The 18487-nt window shown below is 45.9% G+C and carries 11 protein-coding genes; 3 read left to right on the top strand and 8 right to left on the bottom strand.

Annotated elements, in window-relative coordinates:
- Positions 1 to 558: 558 nt before the first annotated feature.
- The 6 genes from ABD836_RS19265 to gspL all read right to left on the bottom strand — a co-directional run bounded on the left by ABD836_RS19265 (position 559) and on the right by gspL (position 11967).
- Positions 559 to 990 (bottom strand): hypothetical protein, encoded by a 432-nt coding sequence (locus tag ABD836_RS19265; RefSeq protein WP_344939240.1) that lies wholly within the window; start codon positions 988 to 990, stop codon positions 559 to 561.
- A 451-nt stretch (positions 991 to 1441) separates the two neighbouring features.
- On the bottom strand, positions 1442 to 2140 hold the full coding sequence (locus ABD836_RS19260) for an SEL1-like repeat protein (protein ID WP_344939237.1): 699 nt from the start codon (positions 2138 to 2140) through the stop codon (positions 1442 to 1444).
- Positions 2141 to 2144: 4 nt separating this feature from the next.
- Positions 2145 to 9176 (bottom strand): RHS repeat-associated core domain-containing protein, encoded by a 7032-nt coding sequence (locus ABD836_RS19255; protein WP_344939234.1) that lies wholly within the window; start codon positions 9174 to 9176, stop codon positions 2145 to 2147.
- Positions 9100 to 9987, bottom strand: a complete 888-nt coding sequence (locus tag ABD836_RS19250) for a thrombospondin type 3 repeat-containing protein (protein ID WP_344939231.1) — start codon at positions 9985 to 9987, stop codon at positions 9100 to 9102. Before ABD836_RS19250 ends, ABD836_RS19255 begins: the two co-directional genes overlap by 77 nt.
- Before the next feature lie 274 nt (positions 9988 to 10261).
- Positions 10262 to 10762: a type II secretion system protein GspM gene (gene gspM, locus ABD836_RS19245; RefSeq protein WP_344939228.1), complete on the bottom strand. Its 501-nt coding sequence runs from the start codon at positions 10760 to 10762 to the stop codon at positions 10262 to 10264.
- The gene (gspL, locus tag ABD836_RS19240) at positions 10759 to 11967 is read right to left on the bottom strand and encodes a type II secretion system protein GspL (protein WP_344939225.1); all 1209 of its coding nucleotides are present in this window, start codon (positions 11965 to 11967) and stop codon (positions 10759 to 10761) included. Before gspL ends, gspM begins: the two co-directional genes overlap by 4 nt.
- Positions 11968 to 12105: 138 nt before the next feature.
- On the opposite strand from gspL, the gene ABD836_RS19235 reads away from it, so the two are divergent.
- From ABD836_RS19235 to gspE, 3 genes are read left to right on the top strand one after another with little or no spacing between them, the layout of a single operon-like run.
- A complete protein-coding gene (locus tag ABD836_RS19235; RefSeq protein WP_344939222.1) occupies positions 12106 to 12939 on the top strand; it encodes a type II secretion system protein N in 834 nt (277 codons plus the stop codon).
- Between the two features lie 5 nt (positions 12940 to 12944).
- Positions 12945 to 14903 (top strand): type II secretion system secretin GspD, encoded by a 1959-nt coding sequence (gene gspD / locus ABD836_RS19230; RefSeq protein ID WP_344939220.1) that lies wholly within the window; start codon positions 12945 to 12947, stop codon positions 14901 to 14903.
- 43 nt (positions 14904 to 14946) lie between these two features.
- Entirely contained in the window at positions 14947 to 16440 is a 1494-nt protein-coding gene (gene gspE, locus ABD836_RS19225) for a type II secretion system ATPase GspE (RefSeq protein WP_344939218.1), read from the top strand.
- An 858-nt stretch (positions 16441 to 17298) separates the two neighbouring features.
- Here gspE and ABD836_RS19220 read toward each other — a convergent pair.
- Together ABD836_RS19220 and ABD836_RS19215 are read right to left on the bottom strand one after the other, a co-directional pair.
- The gene (locus ABD836_RS19220; protein ID WP_344939215.1) at positions 17299 to 17880 is read right to left on the bottom strand and encodes a hypothetical protein; all 582 of its coding nucleotides are present in this window, start codon (positions 17878 to 17880) and stop codon (positions 17299 to 17301) included.
- Positions 17877 to 18487 (bottom strand): RHS repeat domain-containing protein (locus tag ABD836_RS19215; RefSeq protein ID WP_344939212.1); only part of this gene is annotated, 611 nt, incomplete at its 5' end. The genes ABD836_RS19220 and ABD836_RS19215, both read right to left, overlap by 4 nt.

Here is an 18487-nt window from a genome sequence, read left to right as displayed (position 1 = left end):
ACTTAATAATGCCACGTCTATCACTCCTAAATCCCCCGCAGTCATCCTGCGGGTAAGTGTTACACATGGGTCAAAATTCAATGCAAATATAGGGGGTTAGTGGGTCAGTTTTAAATGCAAATCAACAATGAGAGCACCTTGTGTCGCCACGACTCCTCAATGGTACCTGACAATAATGGTAAGATTTCTGTATGTACACACCCCTCCTCACCAGCAAAATTACTGCTTAACGATCCACCCTCCGAATATTGCTTTGCAGCGCAACTGAGCAATAGCAGCGATGAGAGAATAAATAGAACCTCATGTTTAGTTGTCATATAGCACTATCCTTAAGCCCAATATCCAATATCACACTCAATTATTACGTCGATGTTCCGACAGCCTAGCCATATAAAGCGGTGCACACCCCTCAAAAACGCTGATCACATGCTGTATTCATTTAGGGAGTCATCGCACAACGACTCAGCCACAGATTCTTGTTAACGCACTCACGTAGATTCAATGTCACACGCGGGAACAGGCGGCGGCGCGACCATCAAGGGCGCACTAAGACTCACTCTAGCTATGTTTATCCAGTTTATCTTGGAGCGTCTCAAGCCTCTCATTCATTTTTCGGGTAGCTTCTTTGAAATTCTTCAGGTTGTCGTATCTTCTCCAGAATTTTATACAAAGACCTACAAACATCGCCCAAATCAGTAAATTAAATAATAAACTAACACCCGATAGCGCGACCGGGTCTATTACCGTAAAAAAAATAGTCGATAAATTCGATAAGCCGATGAAAAGGAATAGCGCAAAAATCGCCCTAAAGGAGCTGCGATTTAACTCTACACTTGAGCGTTTCATCTCTTCTAGGTGTTGCCGTTCAAATTCGAGAAACCGTATATCATCCTGAATACTTCTTTTTCGAAAACCCCGATATACTTTCGACAGAGCAAGAACAACTAAGCCCCCCGAAATACCAATCAACAGAGCTTTAACGTCTTCCATATTTTCTCTCAACTATTTCAGCGGATATCGACCACATAAAAAACAACATTCTGAAAAAGGCAATCTAGCGGCATTCAATTTTGGCACGACGCTAATGTGCATTATGTAGCGATGCCTAATTCAAGTATTGCGAGAAAAAAGCATCGGTGGAAACCTGAAAAACACCATTAAACCAATGCAGGTAAGGCAAAAAGCAAGACCCGCCCCCCGACCTTCCCTTAAATATTCTCCCGACGGTCTCCGCGCGAGGTGATGTGGTACAAGGCGTCAGCAAATTCCAAGCGCAAAAGCCTAGCCATAAGCTATTCCTGCGAATCGAGTAAAAGTAATCTGCGGATCAGCTTGCATCTGCCTAAATCATAAATCAAAGATCTGACCCCGATCATTTTTACATGACGAGAAAATTATCTTGCAATACGGGGCGGACCATATATAACCCCAACTTTTTCTTTCACTTTTTAATCTTGCATTCTCCGAATTTTTCCTTTATTCGCCCCGCCCCAACTGATGTAATCGGGTATTCTACAACTCGCTCATTTTGTGATTCAACCCAGCACGAGAACGACAATAGATCGCCATTAACTACCCCTTGATCTCTTTGGAATTCGATAGCGGAATTTAATAATTCATCAAGTTCACCACCTCTGTTTCCCTCAAGAATTTCTTGATATGCAGCTGCAAAAAGACCATCCAAACTCCCTTCTCTAACAGCAATTTTAAGGTACTCAGCGGACTTTTCCACGCTATTATTTTGCGCTAAAAATGCCGCCAAATAGTAAGACGCATAACCTCGGTAATTGCTATCATTTCCTTCAGTAATAGTTTTAAGTAAATAAAACCCCATAGCTTTATCAACTTTTTCGCGGGAGGAAAAAAGCAAGTCTATCCCCAATCGAAGCCCGCCATAATCTTGATTATTGATCATTCCCTGAAGGTAATAAAATTGTGCATTTTGATGATCTTTCTTTACTTTCACACCGTAATAATAACAATCTCCTAGAATGGCTAGATCGCCAACAGCACCAGCTTCAACTGCTTTGATAGCCGCTTCACACCTAGGCTCCGTAGGGGACGGGTCACGTCCAGCAAAACAAAACCCGCACCAAATTATCGCCAACAAGGTATGACAGATTTTTACAAAATTACGCATTGAGCTAATCTCCAAATATTGTTGGACTAACTTCCTGTGTGGGCATATTCCCAGGGGGACTTGGAGGCCATATAGGTGGAATCGGCTGACCTGAGCGATAATAGGGCATTAAATCGCAAGCATTATTTTGTGCGCATATCAAAAATTTACTTCCTTCTCGAAGGTATTCACCGAACAGCTGTACCATCGGCTGCTTCCCGATTGAGTTGTCTAATTTTAGCATTTCTTCATATTTATCAAGTCGGCCCACGCACTCTAATACCCGGGCATTATTTGCGCAGGCGTCGTATACCAAACTATCTGACGCCGTTACTTCGCCATTCCCGCGAACGCCCTTAAACAGCGTTCTTGCAACGTCTCCGGCATCGGGTAGTGCCTCATTTAATTTCCGTCCTAAACCTTCCGCATTCAACAAATGTGCAAACGCCGCCGTCACCGCCCCATTTGCGAATTTACCACCCGTAGTATCTGAGATAGTACCCCCAATCACAGCCGCAATAGTAGTTCTACCAGCAACATGATACCAATTCTGATGGGTATTGATCCCAATACCGGCATATTTCATAAATCCTTTCGTTAAGCCCGCTGACGCAAAACCGTGACCGAACTTACCGCCCTGCATGACACTAAGCACGCCCCCTGTCACTGCGTGCGCGGCAACTTGCGCCGCGCCAATCTGCGCACCACTCCAACCAGCAGTGCCCAGTGCGGTTGACGCTGCGCCACCGTCACCAAACGCAATACCAATTTCAGAAAAGGCACCCGCTGAAATACCCGAGATAACCCCCGCTTTTATACCAGCTCCAATTGCATCACCGAATGAGGCGCCATTAGCAGACGCGGTGGCAAAACTCGTACCCGCCCCCATTGCCGCGTAGCAAGCGGGTCCATAACTCCAACAGACAGCTATTGATACGACCGCACTGGCAATTTGCTGCGCATCCTGACTATCTAAGCCTAAAATATCGTCAAATAGCTCTTTAAACGCGTTATGTCCAGTCGGGTCTGTCGCATTCAGTGGATTATTATGAACGTAAGAGTAGCGGTTATAGCCTTGAGGATTTTCAGGCCCATCAATAATTGAGTCGGCCTGCAAAAACCGCCCCAGCCTCGAATCATAAATCCGCCCGTTCATATGGATGATGTCTAGCCCATCCACCATCTCATGGCCGGTAAATCCGCGTGTCGTTTCTAATACTTGATAAAGCCCGACCTCCCAAGGCTTGATTCCTTCACTTCGGTATTCATTGCGTCGCGCTCCCCACGGATCGAAGCTCATGGATTGAACCACCATCCCGCTGCCATCCAAAATAAACTGTAAGCTACCGAGATGGTCTTTTAGTAGGTAACGGTCGTTACTACTAGTCACAACCCCATTCACGCTGACCGCTTGAGATATCATTAGCCCGCCGCCAATGTAGCGTATCCACTCTTTGCTGCCGTCCTTGTTCGTTATTTTTTCAACGCTGCCAATGTATAGCGTTGTTTTAGTACCATCGGCGTCGGTGTCAGTTCTCAGGTAACGACTACGATCGGTGTTGTACGCAAACGCTACATTGGTATTTCCTTTCTCAATATAATAAGGCTTATCGAAGGTAGTATAAGCAATCTTTCGCCCACTACTATCACGCACCATATTGCCGTTGGCATCGTATTGGTACGTGGTATTGCCCGCCTGGGTGACTGCGTGTGGGCCGCAGTTACAGTCTTCATTGTAAAGATATGTTCCCACACCCGTCTTGGTTTTGATATTTCCGAGAATCGTATAGGTCGTGTTTTCAGTACGCGTTAGATTGTTATTGTCATACCACTGCGTTTTCGTTAGGCGGTTTAGCGCGTCATAACTGTAATCCATTTTGCGATTTCGAGCAGAATTAGTACCCCCTTTTCCATAGTCGTACGCGTAATCCAAATTACCAACCGCATCCCATTTCTGCTGTAGACTCTGGATTACCTTACCGCTACTACTTGTTGCCAAGATATTTTCAATGCGGCCCGTTTTATCATTATAAATATTGCTGCGAGCAACACCATTTCCAAAGGATTCTAATGTAATTTGACCGCGCGCATCAATCGCGTTAATCGTGTGATATTCCTTACGTGTCACACTACCGTTGTACACCGCATCAACCGTTTTATGCTGATACCCATAGTCATTGTATTTATACTCAACACCATTGTCGGTATACGTGTCGTCATTACGTGCCGCATCGAACACCTGATAGGCTCGACCATATTGATCATAGGTGACTTTTTCGTAGTGATTACCTAAGTTGCCATTTACGCCGAGGCTCGTGACCGTTTTACTAGGGCGACCAAATTTATCGTAGGCAACAATCTTAACGTACCCAGAAATATTATCGCGAACATCTACCAGCTTGCCCAATCCATACGCCGTAGTATCGTAAGACCAAACAGTCTCTCCCTCCAATTGGCCACTATTTAGATAGTCTCGACGACTAGTCTGACGACCGAGCTGATCATATTCAAATTTACTGTGTTGGCCCTTTGCGTTTATCTGCTTTTCCAACTCGCCGAAGGCGGTATACTCATATTGCCAATCACCTTTATCTGGGTCGTGCATATCTGTTTTCCGACCCAGCTTGTCATACTCCATCACGATGGTGACGTCGTCTGCGAGACCACTTGTTCCATTGTTATGACTTGTGGAACTAAGGTTGCCCTGCGCGTCATAAGCATACGAAATTCGGCCGCCTAGATGATCCACAACCGAGGCTTTCTCACCAAGAAGCGTCACCGTTTCTGAACGATTTTGGTTAAGCGCATTTTTATAAGAAACAGACAACCCAGAGTACGTTGTTGTCGAAATACCGCCATCGGGTGAATGAGCCTGAACCACCCTCCCCAATATGTCGTATTTCATCACAGTCCATCCGGGAACGCTTTGACCCGCTTTGTAGGGGATACTCTTTCTCAACACCCGACCGCTAGAATCATACTCAATGTCTTGATATATCCATGTACCATCGAACCCTCTCTTCGCGGTACGGATTGGTCGCCCTAAAACATCAACATATTCTCGCGCCAATTCAACCCTTGCTATGCTGCCATTACCTGGCCCCCAAGTGCGGCTATAATGACTTACACCGACCTCACACCCAGTAGTACACTTCACTAGAGTCGTGCCAACAAATGCGCCGGTATTATCTGCCTCTAGATACTGACGCCCACCGGATGTGTAATTAAAAAATGTATCTTGGTATTGTGTGCCCGACGTATTTAAATAATTTCTCACTTTTGAAGGCGAACCGTAGAGATTCCTACTTTCGACGCTACTTAGCTTACGCCCCAAACAATCTCGCTTTTCTTTAACATAACGGCCGTTGTCGTATATCGCAGTTTCGGCAACTTCGCCCGCCCCGTTGAAACAACGTGATGACTGCACATTGGTTTCCGGATCTTTGGCTTTTGTTCCCGCCCCGACCTTGTTGCCAAACACATCATATTTATAGCTTGTTATGCTCTCAAATTTCGTGCCCGCTTCCAGCGCCTCAGTCTTGAGCAGCCCTTTTTGATTACCGCTATCAAAATAAGTAAATGTAGACGTCCTGACATCTGTATTTTCGTAGCCTGATGCCCCATCTTCATCACGTTTTTTGGTGACAGTAGACTTCGTCAGTCTGGACTTTTCCTTGTCATAGACTGTGTCGCCATATTCATTATCGGTGACGGTTTGATAATTATAGCCATTACCAGAGACCGTACTTATGATTTTTGGAATATTGCCATACCCGGTATTATCAGGGCGATTTTCAGTAACCACGGTCTTTATATGAGCGCCACTTCCCAAGTCATAATTCAGCTCAGTGCTTTTGAACAAATAAGGTTGATAATAATCCTTATCATACGTACCTGACCCGCCCCAATCATGCAAGCGCCACGCATTTGTAGACATACTCAGCAATCTACCAGATTCTGTCTTAACTTCAGTTGTCGCGGGATAGCCAGAAAACGGGAAGTCTTGTCGGTAGGTCGAGGTAGTTCGTACACCCGACTGTTCATCTCTCGTTAAAAGTGCTCCAAAGCCGAGCATGCCCTGCCCCATCGCTTGAATGCGAGCATCAGCGTAGTAATAACTCAACCGGCTTTTTGCATTGAAAAGCATTGCACCAGCACCAGCTACCGAGGTCGCCGTACTTGCCGGCGCAGAACTTCCGACAGAGGTCACCACATACATCGGGCCATTTAGTGGCAATACGGGATCACGGGAACCATCTTGATTACCGTCCCTCCCAAACCCATGGCTTTCTGAAGGGATCGCGAAATCACCATTCATCCAATTATAAAAAGTAGACTCTACGCTAGTAATATATTTTGAACAAAAAGCGCTATCAAAATTGAGATTGCATTTTGATAGTACTGAACCAGAAGATTTACCTATATCACGATATAGATAATGATCTGACTTGCTTAATGTGCCGTACTGAATGTCTGTCTGCGCACCAGTTCCATTTGTTATAGTCGCAATGGTATTTGAAGGAACGGGGGTATTCGAACCATAGGTGATATAGAGAACTTTTGTACTACCAACGGCATCAAAAGCACTAACATCTAACACACCGTCGCCGTTAAAATCGAGGAAGCTGTACCTATCCTTTTCGTCACCCTGCACGCTAGCAAGCACTACCGGGGTATCTGGGAAGTTTTTGTTTTTTTGATCCCAATAAAGCGCTTTAATTTTATTTTCGCCAGTGTCTTGCCATGCCAAATCAACATAGCCGTCTCGATTTAAATCAACCGCTTGCAACTGCATTCTAAAGACAGAACCTTGTAACTCGGTATACGTTACGTCCGGATGCAAAAAATAATTTGGCGGCAAAAACGTCTTGCCATTACTCAATCGGTAGAAATAATGCATTTTGCCATCAGATAACTCTTCTGCACCAACCATATCAGTATAACCGTCAGAGTTCAGATCAGTGAAAAGTGTGGCCAAGTAATCTTTATTTGTACTAAATTGTGAAATTTCAAAAAATTTATCTTCGGCACCATCACCATCTAAATCACCTAAAGATAAAATTAATCGCTCCATTGCTGGTTCATCTTGACAAGGTGGATGCCAATGCCCTGGAAGAGGAGTAGGGCATTTCGACGGATAGACTTTATTACAGTTCGTAACACCCCATTTGTTCGTAATGCATTGCATAACGTATTCACGCTCCTGAATACGATAGACAGAATCCGCTCGACCATCGCCATTAAAATCTAGCCCGGACGCGTAATTATCAAAACCTTCCACATCCGTATCTGGAGTACGTGTAAATACTGTGGATGTTGAATCATAAACATACTCATAGTACTTGCTAACTCCATAGCTAGCCGAGGAAATGGGCTTTAAAAGATAGGTCTTTGTTGTTTGGCTATCTTTATTTAACGCAACAGCATCTACAGTTCCATCTCCATTTACATCCCGAAACGCCGCCCCTGCATCAGTAATCCCAATATCAATTTCTTCGCTGGATATTTCCCATGCATCGCTGGTCGCGTTGTATTTTGATAGATGGACATACCATCGATGTCGCGCAACATCAAATATCGCGAAATCCGATCTACCATCGAGATTGTAGTCGACCATTGCCCAAGGCCAAGGCTTACCGCCATTATCATTTTTACGAAGAGCCAGCTTTTTCGAGGTAAACTCAACCCCATCAGCACCCGGAATCGTCGATGTCACATATTGCCAAATCTGGTAATCAATTCTACTATCTGTGTAATCGACCTCCGCCCAAATAAGATCCTGCTTTCCGTCACCATTTATATCAGCGTACTTAAAACCATTAACACTGCGATCATCCTGCGAACTCAACACCGTTTCGTGAGTAGCCGTAGTCGGAAACACTGCGTTTTGCGCTGTACTCCAAACAAAAGACGTTGCCGGTAAACAGCGATCAACATTGTCACATTTTTCAATATTCTCTATTCGACTAACTCTATTCTCTGCCGACGATGGAAAATACTTGAGATTATACTGCGCTACTTTATTCAAATCTCCGTCATTTCTATTGTGTACCAATACTGTTTTTAGTCGTTTATTATTAATTATGGTATAGGCATTTAGATAGCCAAGTGATTGATCATCTCTATCTTCATATTGAAACTCAACCTTCGCGTTATCATTCCCATTACCATCATAAGAGTATTGAATGGACTCAAGCCGAAAGCCATCCACATCGTCTGTGTAATTGTACTTAATCTTATTTCCTACACTGTCAGTAAAAAGATCTATCGACCACTGGATTATGTTATTACTTTCTACGCCAGATGCATTACGCGCGCCCTGTTCACTGGCAACCGAACTTGCGCCACCTGATGCTCCAAACGTAGATTTAGAACCATCTCGACCCTCGACACGAAAATAGTTTGGATGACCAGCTGAACCTCCAACTGAAAATATCTTCGAAAAGTTGTCGTTTTCTAATTTATACTCAGCCCCGACCTTTCCGTAACTCCCAGTGCCAATCATAATTAAGCGCTGGCCATTCAAACAAAACCGGTCTTCGGAGGTAAAGCTAATCCCCTTAGCCCGAGTATCATGCATCAACGTTTGGCGACAACGAGCAACCGAGGAGCGGCCACTTAAGCTCCATCCCTGCCCCATTATTCCGTTGCCGCCAGTACTGGAGTAATTAAAACTCACTGAGGGTTTAACTCCTGCAACCCCCTGAGGAAGCTCTAGATCTATTGAATAGGTTGCAGAACCACTTTCGCTCACTCGAAAGCTGCCCGGTAAAGAACCCACAACATCGGTCTGATTTCTTTCAGCCGTCGGTATTATCGATGCACTTGCGCGCGATGGCGTAGGCGCTGCCGGCACGCTGGCCCAAAGATCAGATGGATACGCCAAAATGCCACACAGCGAAATCAGTGCTAAAGAAACGCGAGTTTTCATGTAATCCTTCCTATAAACCAATACTGACTGGCTAATATTTCTCAAATTTTTAAGGGCAATTTGTCGTGCTAAGGTCATCTGGCGAGCTATCAGTGCTATTGGGAATACCATCGCCATCACGATCATCGTCGTGATTATCGCCCTTGCCATCACCATCAATGTCCGACCAATCGGTATGGTCAACAGGGAAAGCATCGTCGTCATCACGAAGGCCGTCACCATCTTGATCTGGATCCACGGCATTATTTAGGCCGTCGCCGTCCATGTCAGGGTCTGAGTTATTTGGAATTCCGTCGCCATCACTATCCAGCCACTCGTTAGGATTATCTGGAAAGCCATCTTCGCTATTACCGTAACCATCGCCATCACGGTCGGTATCACACAGGTTGCCTATACCATCACCATCTAAATCAGCTTGACCAGCATTAGCATTGTTTGGACAGTTGTCGCCATTGTTGCCGACACCGTCACCGTCGCTATCTGCCCATTCACTGGGGTCATTCGGGAAGGCGTCTTGATTATTATTATGTCCATCGCCATCGCGATCTGGGTCGGCATTATCACCGATACCATCACCGTCAATATCAGACCATTCAGCAGGATCACTGGGGAATACATCGGTATTGTTATTGCGACCGTCTCCATCGCGATCTGGGTCAGCATTGTCACCGATACCATCACCGTCAATATCACCCCACTCGGCAGGGTTATCTGGAAAAGCATCGGAAGTATTATTTACGCCGTCACCGTCGCGATCAGCATCAATTAAGTCGATAATCAGATCGCCATCACTATCCAGCAAGCCCAAAAGATCATCCAGCGGCAATCCTAGCAACTGAGCTTGTGTGAGCGGCGGGAAGGAAAGTGAAACCACTAGAAGGCACGCAGTTTGTAACTGACGAAAGTTCATCGACTCAAGCTCTCTGTTGTGCCGCATAAGTGACTATACCTAAGCGGCATATGACAATTATCCAAGGAGGGCAAGATCGATTAGCTTGAAAATCTATGAGCAGCAAATAGCCGCTCACTTTCCGTGATCAAAATTTTAACACCAGCAATCCATATTAACTATTTGCTGGCCGCCCATCCCTAGACATATCTGAATACTCAGGTTAGTAAAATATGTAATAGCGCGCAAGACATTTTTTTCCGAACTTAGTTCCATCAGAATGAAATATTTCTATTTAACAGCCAACGGAACGCCGCACCCCCTAGTCGCGCCAACGCAATACGGCACGCAGCCGGCATAAGCCCGGTGCGGAACCCACATTCATTGCAATATTTTCATTTAACAACTGATAATCCGCCTCGAGGCGATTTAGTAAGGTCACCGCGCGCTCAAACTCGGCCTCCCCAAAACTAAGCACCAACTGCTCACCCTGGTAGTCCGCACGTTCAACTATCATTGATTCAGATTTCGCAGCCGCTGTAACGACCGAAAGTAAGGACTCCCCTGTTTGCGCGCGCTCTTCGACTTGCGGAGTCGCTAGCAAAGGCTTCGCTTTTTCAAACCACAGCAATGACTGTTTTGCATCTCGGTATTCTTGTAGTGCTAATTGATACTGCGAGTACGCCTGAACAGCCATTAATACAGCAGATGCGATGAGCAATAATGCCAAACACAGCCTCGCAGCAGGAATGCTGTAGACCATTTTTATCTTCGCCACCAACTGGGAGCGAAGGTGAGTCCATTCCTCTTGAAAAGTACTCATTCTAAAGACCCAACTGAAATACGCAGACGCGCCGACGATTTTTCTTCCACTTTTTGGCTCGCGGTCACCGAAATAACGCTTGATGTAAATCTATCCTCACCAAGCGCGTTTTGTAATCGATCCACCTCAGGCACGTCAATACCATCAATTTCAATCACCATTTCAGTATCTACCCGGGAAAAACGCAGGCTTTTGATTGTTGGCCCCGCTAAATCAGCTTTCGCCCACGCATCAGAAAATCGCCCCATGAACTCGGAAAAATCTATTCGCGTATCGCGTTCATCGAGCCGTCCTTGTAAGTACTTACCAACTTCATCACGTACATCACGCCGCGCTCTATACGACGGTATAAATTCACGCACTGCCGTTACCGTCTCTTGTCGCTGCTGAGCAGCTTGCTCGTCAATAAGCATACTCATTATCGCAAAGTATGCTGCTACCATTAATAAACTAAGACAAAGACCAGACACACCCCATACGAGCCCCGACATCCGCGATGCAGCATCTTTGGGAGCAAACTCTCCTTGTAGAAGGTTTATCGCGTTTTTGGCAATAACTGCCCTCTGCGCCAGATATTGCATAGCGCCGCTTGTTAATGCTATTGCTTGGCTCGCTACACCGCCCCCTAAAGGAACATTTCCGCCAACTAAGATATTCAAGTCAGGATCACTATTTCGGGAGAGTAACTCAGCTAACAACACGGATTCTCGCTGCAAGACACCTTGATCACTACCACACCGATACAAGACATCCGCCCCCAACTCTAAAACGCACAAACCACGCTCTTCCGTAGGTAAAAGCCCCGCATCGGTGTATACCGCGGCGAGTGATATACCCCTTGCAGCAAACCGTCGAATTATCGTTTCTAGCATGTCCTTTTCTAGAATATTTACGTCAACCACGCCCTCTTTCGCAGAATCACTGACGGCAAAATGCTGTTCGCCAAGCTCACCCAACACAATATCTTCAAACAGATAGGGCAATGACTTTCGGTGACGACGAAGATACTTGGGCGGAATAGTGGCGCTTGTTGACGTAACAAAGGAACACGGGAGGATAGCAACATATTGAAGCTCGCCTGCATCTAACCTATGCGGAGCTTCCTCATGCCCAATGACAAACGTGTCGAGGAACTTATCATTATCATCAAACAACCACGCATCTAGTGCACCATCAGTAGCCAACCAGTCTCTCGTGATATACACCACAAGGGTCCTACGCCGAAGCACCTTTTGACTAGGTAGACGCTGTTCAGGCATTGCAGATATCACGCAGCGAGCTACGCTCAGCTACACTGGCCATCATGTTCTGAGGTAATAAATTAACCAACACCGGTGCACTCCTTGCGCGCTGTTATCTTTGACGGGGAGGAACGCGACACATTACAATCCGTAGGGCAAATAATCCAGCAAACAACAGCCATGCGGCAACGGAAACTGCCAAGTTATGATAATACAGGGATAGACATCGTGAATTTTCCTGCCACGACAATGCAATTGAACCGCAATCACTGCTTATGCTTAGCCGCATTAACCGTGCTGCTGTCCGTTATTTGTACTGGATTCTATTGGCAATATGGAAAGTTGGTCAATCAAGAATTTGACGTCTCTACAGATGACATTCAGGCACTGCTGAGCAATCAAGTCCAAGCCCCCGCAAAGCAAGCTATTACACTTGATCAGCTTCAAAGGCTTGCTCTTATGGGCAAGTTCGAGATCGAAGAGCCGCCCGCCCCACCGACACTGGAAGAAATACCCGAATCAACCCAAATGCTAGAATTAAGCGGCGTATTTGCTAGCCAAGGCACCCTCGCCGCCGCCCTCATAAGGGTAGATGGTAGTTCGCCGTCCTACTTTACTATAGGGTCGGAGGTTACTGCTGGTACTCTACTTTTTGCGGTCACCAACAATGGCGTAACCCTTAAATCGGAAAATGGATATGAGAAGCTCATTTTTAAACGGAACGATATCTGGGCTATTAGCACAGCAAACACGCTACAAACTGCTGAACCAATACCATTGATTCGAACCACCGATACGCTGACAACTAAGACTCCTACTAAAATTCGAGAATATAGCAAGCCTGAGCCCATAAAATACTTGCCTAACACGCCAGTAATTGCTGACGGCACTCTCGAACAGCGCCTCAATCAAATTCGCGCCGCGATTAAGAGATAAACTCAATGATTCACTTTCGCCGTTACACTCTCGGTGCAGCTTTGACTATTGCCGCGATGACATTTCTCCCGACTTTTTCAACGCTAGCACAGGCAGAAAGTGAAAAAGTTGCAGTTGAACTTGAGCAGGTGGACATTAAAGATTTTGTGCGCTGGTGCGCGCAAATGACGAATCAAACTATCATTATTCACCCCCAAGTCTCAGGCACCGTTACCGTTATTTCAGGAAAAGAAATATCCAAAGACGAAGCTTACCAAGTCTTTCTTGCGACACTGCAGGTTTATGGGTATAGCGTCATTCGTAGCGAGGGCGTGTTAAAAGTAATTCCATCTGAACAAGCCACCGCAAATGAAATTCCGTTGCTGAGTGATGACGTCGCGGTGGGATCGGAAAACATTGTTGTAAAGATTCTGACGGTCGAGAACGTCGCTGCATCAGAGGTTGTAAACCTGCTTCGACCTATTGCCTCAAAATATTCTTATATCGCTGCGTATGCCCCCACTAATGCGTTAATCATTGCGGACCGAAGCTCTAAAGTCGCTCAACTAGAACGTATCATTGAGAAAATTGATCTAGCCGGTGAGGTTGAGGTCGATATGATTGAACTTACCTACGCCAATGCGGAGGAAGTCGCTCGTACTATCAACCAGCTTCTTCAAGTGAAAAACTCGAATAGCAGCGAAGGCGCCAAATACAATCTGACAGTTGATAGCCGGACAAATAGCATCATGATAACGGGCGATGCGATCACCAAAGCTCAGATTCAGGATTTAATTCACAATATGGACAGGCCCGTACTCGGGACGGGCAACACCTCAGTTATCAAACTGCAATACGCCGAAGCAGCAAAAGTAGTACCTATATTAGAGACGGTAAGCGGCAGTATTAAGCAAGGTGAAAGAGATCAACGAATTGCCAACGTCGACGTGAAAATTAGCGCTCACGAACCCCTGAATGCATTGGTCATAACTGCGCCGCCCAGTGTGATGGAAACGATGCGGGCAGTTATTGCAGAGTTAGACACCCGTCGCTCTCAGGTATTGGTGGAGGCCATTATCGTAGAGGTTAGCGAAGACGTTTCACGGGATTTGGGCATTGAATGGCAAACTAATCTGGAAACCAATGACGCGGTTTACGCAAGCGGGTCTTTACTACCGAGTGTTATCTCTGACGGCATCAACGTAAGTAACGGTGTCGCGTCGGCAGGAAGTGGCTTAGCACTCGGCTACTTCCGCAACGGATCACTACGTGCGCTCATACGCGCACTAGAAGGCAACTCGCAGGCAAATATCCTCTCTACGCCAAGTATCGTCGCACTGGACAACGAAGAAGCCAATATCCTAGTCGGCTCAAACGTGCCGTTTGTGACCGGCTCCATTCAACGAGCTGGTGACACCAACCCTTTTCAAACTATTCAGCGGCAAGACATTGGTATCACACTGGAAATAAAGCCCAGAATAAATAACAAGAATTCGCTCACACTTGATATAGCCCAGAAAGTGGAAAGCATTGGTCAAACCGACGCACGAACTGCAGACATCATCACCAATAAAAGAGAACTTAGCACCCGCGTATTAATAGAAAACGGTGACGTTTTGGTGCTTGGCGGACTCATTCGAGACGAGGTAAAGGAAACCCAAACCAAAGTCCCACTGCTGGGCGACATTCCGCTCATTGGACGTTTATTTCGCGGCAGCAGTAGCTCGTCAATCAAAAGCAACTTAATGGTGTTCATTCACCCCGTCATTCTACCTGACCGTCAATCTGGTATTGATATTTCACAAGAACGATATAACCGGATTCGAGCACAACAGATTCGTTTCAGAGAAAAAGTAGATACCTTTATTTTACCTACGGAGCTACCTGAACTTCCCGAATTAGTTGTAAACCAATCTGAACGCCAAGATAAGACAGAAGCGCTAGAAGGTGAGCCTCTCCCCGCCGAAACACCTCCAACGGAATAACATGGTATGTGTTTAATGCGCACGAGAAGCCGGTGGAATCACAATGAAGAGTGAGCTAAAAGACGGCAATCCTATCCTAACTTACACGTACGCCACCCGGCACGGCATCCTATTACTGAACTATGAGAACCCGAAAAGGATCTGTGCATATTTTAGCCAATTACCCGCTATGGCCGTCATCAATGAAGTTCAGCGGCAGAATGGACGCGACGTCGAATTTGAAAAGCTGTCGGAAGCTGAGTTTCAAGAATCCCTAGTCGCTCTGTACCAGCAGAAGAGTTCTAGGGACTTAAGTAATACTGAGGGACTAGGCGAGCAACTAAACATTGCATCTCTTAGCGACATAATCCCAGATGCCACTGAAGTCTTAGATCAAGACAATGAAGCGCCAATCATAAAACTAATCAGCGGTGTTATTTCTGAAGCAATACGTCAGAACGCTTCCGATATTCATTTTGCCACCAATGAACACCACCTAACCATCAAATTTCGGATTGACGGCACACTGCGAGAAGTTGCGCGCGTTGAGCGTCGCTTATCTCCACTAGTAGTGTCTCGCGCCAAAGTTATGGCCAAACTCGACATTGCCGAAAAGCGCATACCGCAAGATGGACGCATATCCATCCGTGTTGGCGGCCGTGACGTCGACCTTCGTGTCTCGACCATGCCGGCGAGCTTTGGCGAACGCATTGTGATGCGTATACTAGATAAAAAAATGGGGTACTTATCGCTGGAGCAACTTGGGCTGTCCGACGACAACCTCGCCCGTCTACATCACGCACTAAGCCTCCCCCACGGTATTATCCTTGCCACTGGGCCAACGGGTTCAGGCAAGAGTACGATGCTTTACGCAGGGCTTTCGTCTATCAACGATGGTGCGCAAAACATTCTCACCATAGAAGATCCCATTGAGTATCAACTTGAAGGAATTGGACAAACACAGGTGAATGTTAAAGCGGGCATGACGTTTGCCAAAGGACTACGTTCAATGCTCAGGCAAGATCCCGACGTAATCATGGTGGGCGAAATACGTGACGAAGAAACTATTCGTATTGCCATTCAAGCTAGCCTCACAGGCCACTTAGTACTTTCGACACTGCATACTAATACAGCGGTTGGCGCCATTACCCGACTTGAAGATATGGGCGTAGAACCGTTTTTGATTTCCTCCACACTGTCAGCGGTGATTGCACAGAGACTTGTGAGAGTGCTATGCCCACACTGCAAAGAGCCCTACCAAGCAAACAGTGACGAAGCTGCATTACTCAATTTGGATAATCACAATCACATTATATTCAAAGCCAATGACAATGGCTGCGAAGAATGCAGTCATCAGGGCTATAAAGGACGTACCGCTTTATATGAAGTTGTTCTCATTGATGACGAACTACGCAAACTCATTCATGAACAGCAACCAGAATCAGAATTAATCAAGTCCGCACGCAAACACAGTCGCAGCCTTCAGTCGGATGGCTACGATAAGATTAAAGCAGGTATTACTACTTTTGAGGAAGTAAATCGCGTAGCCAGGAATTAATCTACCAAAGTGTAAATCCAATTATGACGCCCATGCCTCCAAAACCAGCAAGAAATCGTAACAATTTGTGTCATAAACTATTCGGTCCATTTCGTGCCGCACATATAGCCAATAAAAGTATCAGGCCAATAATGGAAGCCTAAAACTCTAAGAATTTTTATAGCGTAGACCCTAGCCCCCATGATGGCACCTACGTTTCTGCCATATATTGATCTACACCTAGTGCAAATGTGGCGTTACTCAAGCCCTCGCCAACTCCGGTCGCGAATGTTGGCCTATAGTTTCCACTATGGTTGAAACCCAACTGCAAAGACCTCAATTAGTGTCATTACGAAGCATTTACTGAACGCTTCGTCGTACTCGGCTTAGGAAAGTAAGCTCACCGGAGTGTTACACCTAAATTCATCCCTTCCACACTTTTTCTTCGATGCCCGTAGAACGCTTAGCAATTTCACTAAACCTAGGGTCCCATGGGACTACACACCGCCGATTTTCGCCCTTAACTGGCAAGTAAAACTCAACCCAATTATTGTCAGTTGAAATTAATATTTTCAAAGCACCAACCTTGCTCCAAGGTAACAGCACCTTATTAATTTCTGGCGATATGGAATTGTTTATATAAATACCTTCGCCTCCACAGTTAATCTCTACGGAATAAATAATATTAGAAATAGACATGTCGCCCCGAAGCCAACTATAGGGTGCCCGTGGAAACGCAGATACTCTAAATTCATTAAAAGTTGACTTCCAAATATCGAAGGCTGGCAATAACCCCACCCTCTTCTTTATTACTATAATGAGAATACAAAGAAATAATATCCCACATACAGCAATCAACCCCCCAATTAGCATAATAACTCACCTTGGCTGTGATGTTGTGAATGGAGACTCAACAGGAGCACGATATTCTATTCTAGGTGGCGGGATTGTACCTGCGGTACTTTGCAAAGGGGTCGAATAATGAGCGCTATGCCCTGTATTCCAAGTGGTAACAGCATCAAAGAAATATATCTTCGCAGCCTTTGAAGCTAATGCGCTTCGAATTACAGCATTTGCTGCAGAGCCTCCTATAGCACTTAGGACAAATAGCGACACATTGTTATTCACAGTATTAACTGCAGTACCCGCTGACGTAACTGCAGCACCATATTGCCCCTCAAGTGACATCGCTGCATTTTGTGCATTCCCCCGATTATACGCCACATCAGCCAAGGGTCTTAAGTCCGGCATACTTGGGTCAGCACCGACTGAAGACGAAGGCAGCGACTTATTATAACTTTCTGGGGCCGAAGCAACCATTGACTCTTCTGCCGTAATCGGCTCAGGCGCATTCATCACATTCTCAATGGCAGGCGTATCACCCTCATAACCGACATCCGCTGCGCCAGGTAATCGTGATCCATAGCCTTTCGAGTAACTCCCTGCCGCATTCCCGATCATTCCAGCTGCCGCACCGACAGCTGCACCTTTAACCCCAGTGATAAATTTCTGACCACTCGCTTTAGCAACAACCCCCCCATAAACATCGCGGCACCAAATGATTGCATGACTCCTTCTCCAAACGCGGTCGCCAGTTGGCCCGTAAGGCCCGACTGAAAGATCGACCCCCCTCCTGGAATACCAGAGACAACTGCTCCCACAGCAAGGTCCGTCAAAATATGCTGTATGGTTCCACCATTGGCGGCAGTTATCGCCGCATTTAGCCCCATCATGATTTTACCCGCCAAAACACAACCCGCAGGGCCACCCATTCCACAGGCAAACCCAACAATCACGGCAGACAATCCCGGTGTATTAGCAAACTCTCGTCCAATTTTGATAAGGCCAGATTTGATTCCATTGGCAATGGAATCCAAGGCACTGCCAATCGCTTTACCTATTTTCTTAACCAATTTTTTCAAGAAAAAGCCGCTAGGATCTGTATAACTAAGCGGATTGTTTTCTACATAACTATAGCGGTTAAGTGCCTGTAGGTTTGTACTGTCGCCCACAAATGGATCCGCACTTAAGAAACGACCAATCTCTGCGTCGTATACTCGTCCACCCA

Source organism: Zhongshania borealis (assembly GCF_039539625.1).
In the GTDB taxonomy this organism is placed as follows: Bacteria; Pseudomonadota; Gammaproteobacteria; order Pseudomonadales; family Spongiibacteraceae; genus Spongiibacter; species Spongiibacter borealis.
The sequence above is the reverse complement of the archived record's forward strand: the minus strand, read 5'-3'. Positions and strand labels throughout refer to the sequence as shown.

Excerpts from the sequence above, each read along its gene's own strand:
- gspM (WP_344939228.1), bottom strand. The coding sequence starts at position 10,762 with ATGAGTACTTTTCAAGAGGAATGGACTCACCTTCGCTCCCAGTTGGTG.
- ABD836_RS19260 (WP_344939237.1), bottom strand. The coding sequence starts at position 2,140 with ATGCGTAATTTTGTAAAAATCTGTCATACCTTGTTGGCGATAATTTGG.
- gspD (WP_344939220.1), top strand. The coding sequence starts at position 12,945 with ATGATTCACTTTCGCCGTTACACTCTCGGTGCAGCTTTGACTATTGCC.
- gspE (WP_344939218.1), top strand. The coding sequence starts at position 14,947 with ATGAAGAGTGAGCTAAAAGACGGCAATCCTATCCTAACTTACACGTAC.
- ABD836_RS19255 (WP_344939234.1), bottom strand. The coding sequence starts at position 9,176 with ATGATCGTGATGGCGATGGTATTCCCAATAGCACTGATAGCTCGCCAG.
- ABD836_RS19265 (WP_344939240.1), bottom strand. The coding sequence starts at position 990 with ATGGAAGACGTTAAAGCTCTGTTGATTGGTATTTCGGGGGGCTTAGTT.
- ABD836_RS19250 (WP_344939231.1), bottom strand. The coding sequence starts at position 9,987 with ATGCGGCACAACAGAGAGCTTGAGTCGATGAACTTTCGTCAGTTACAA.
- ABD836_RS19220 (WP_344939215.1), bottom strand. The coding sequence starts at position 17,880 with ATGATCGGGAATGCGGCAGGGAGTTACTCGAAAGGCTATGGATCACGA.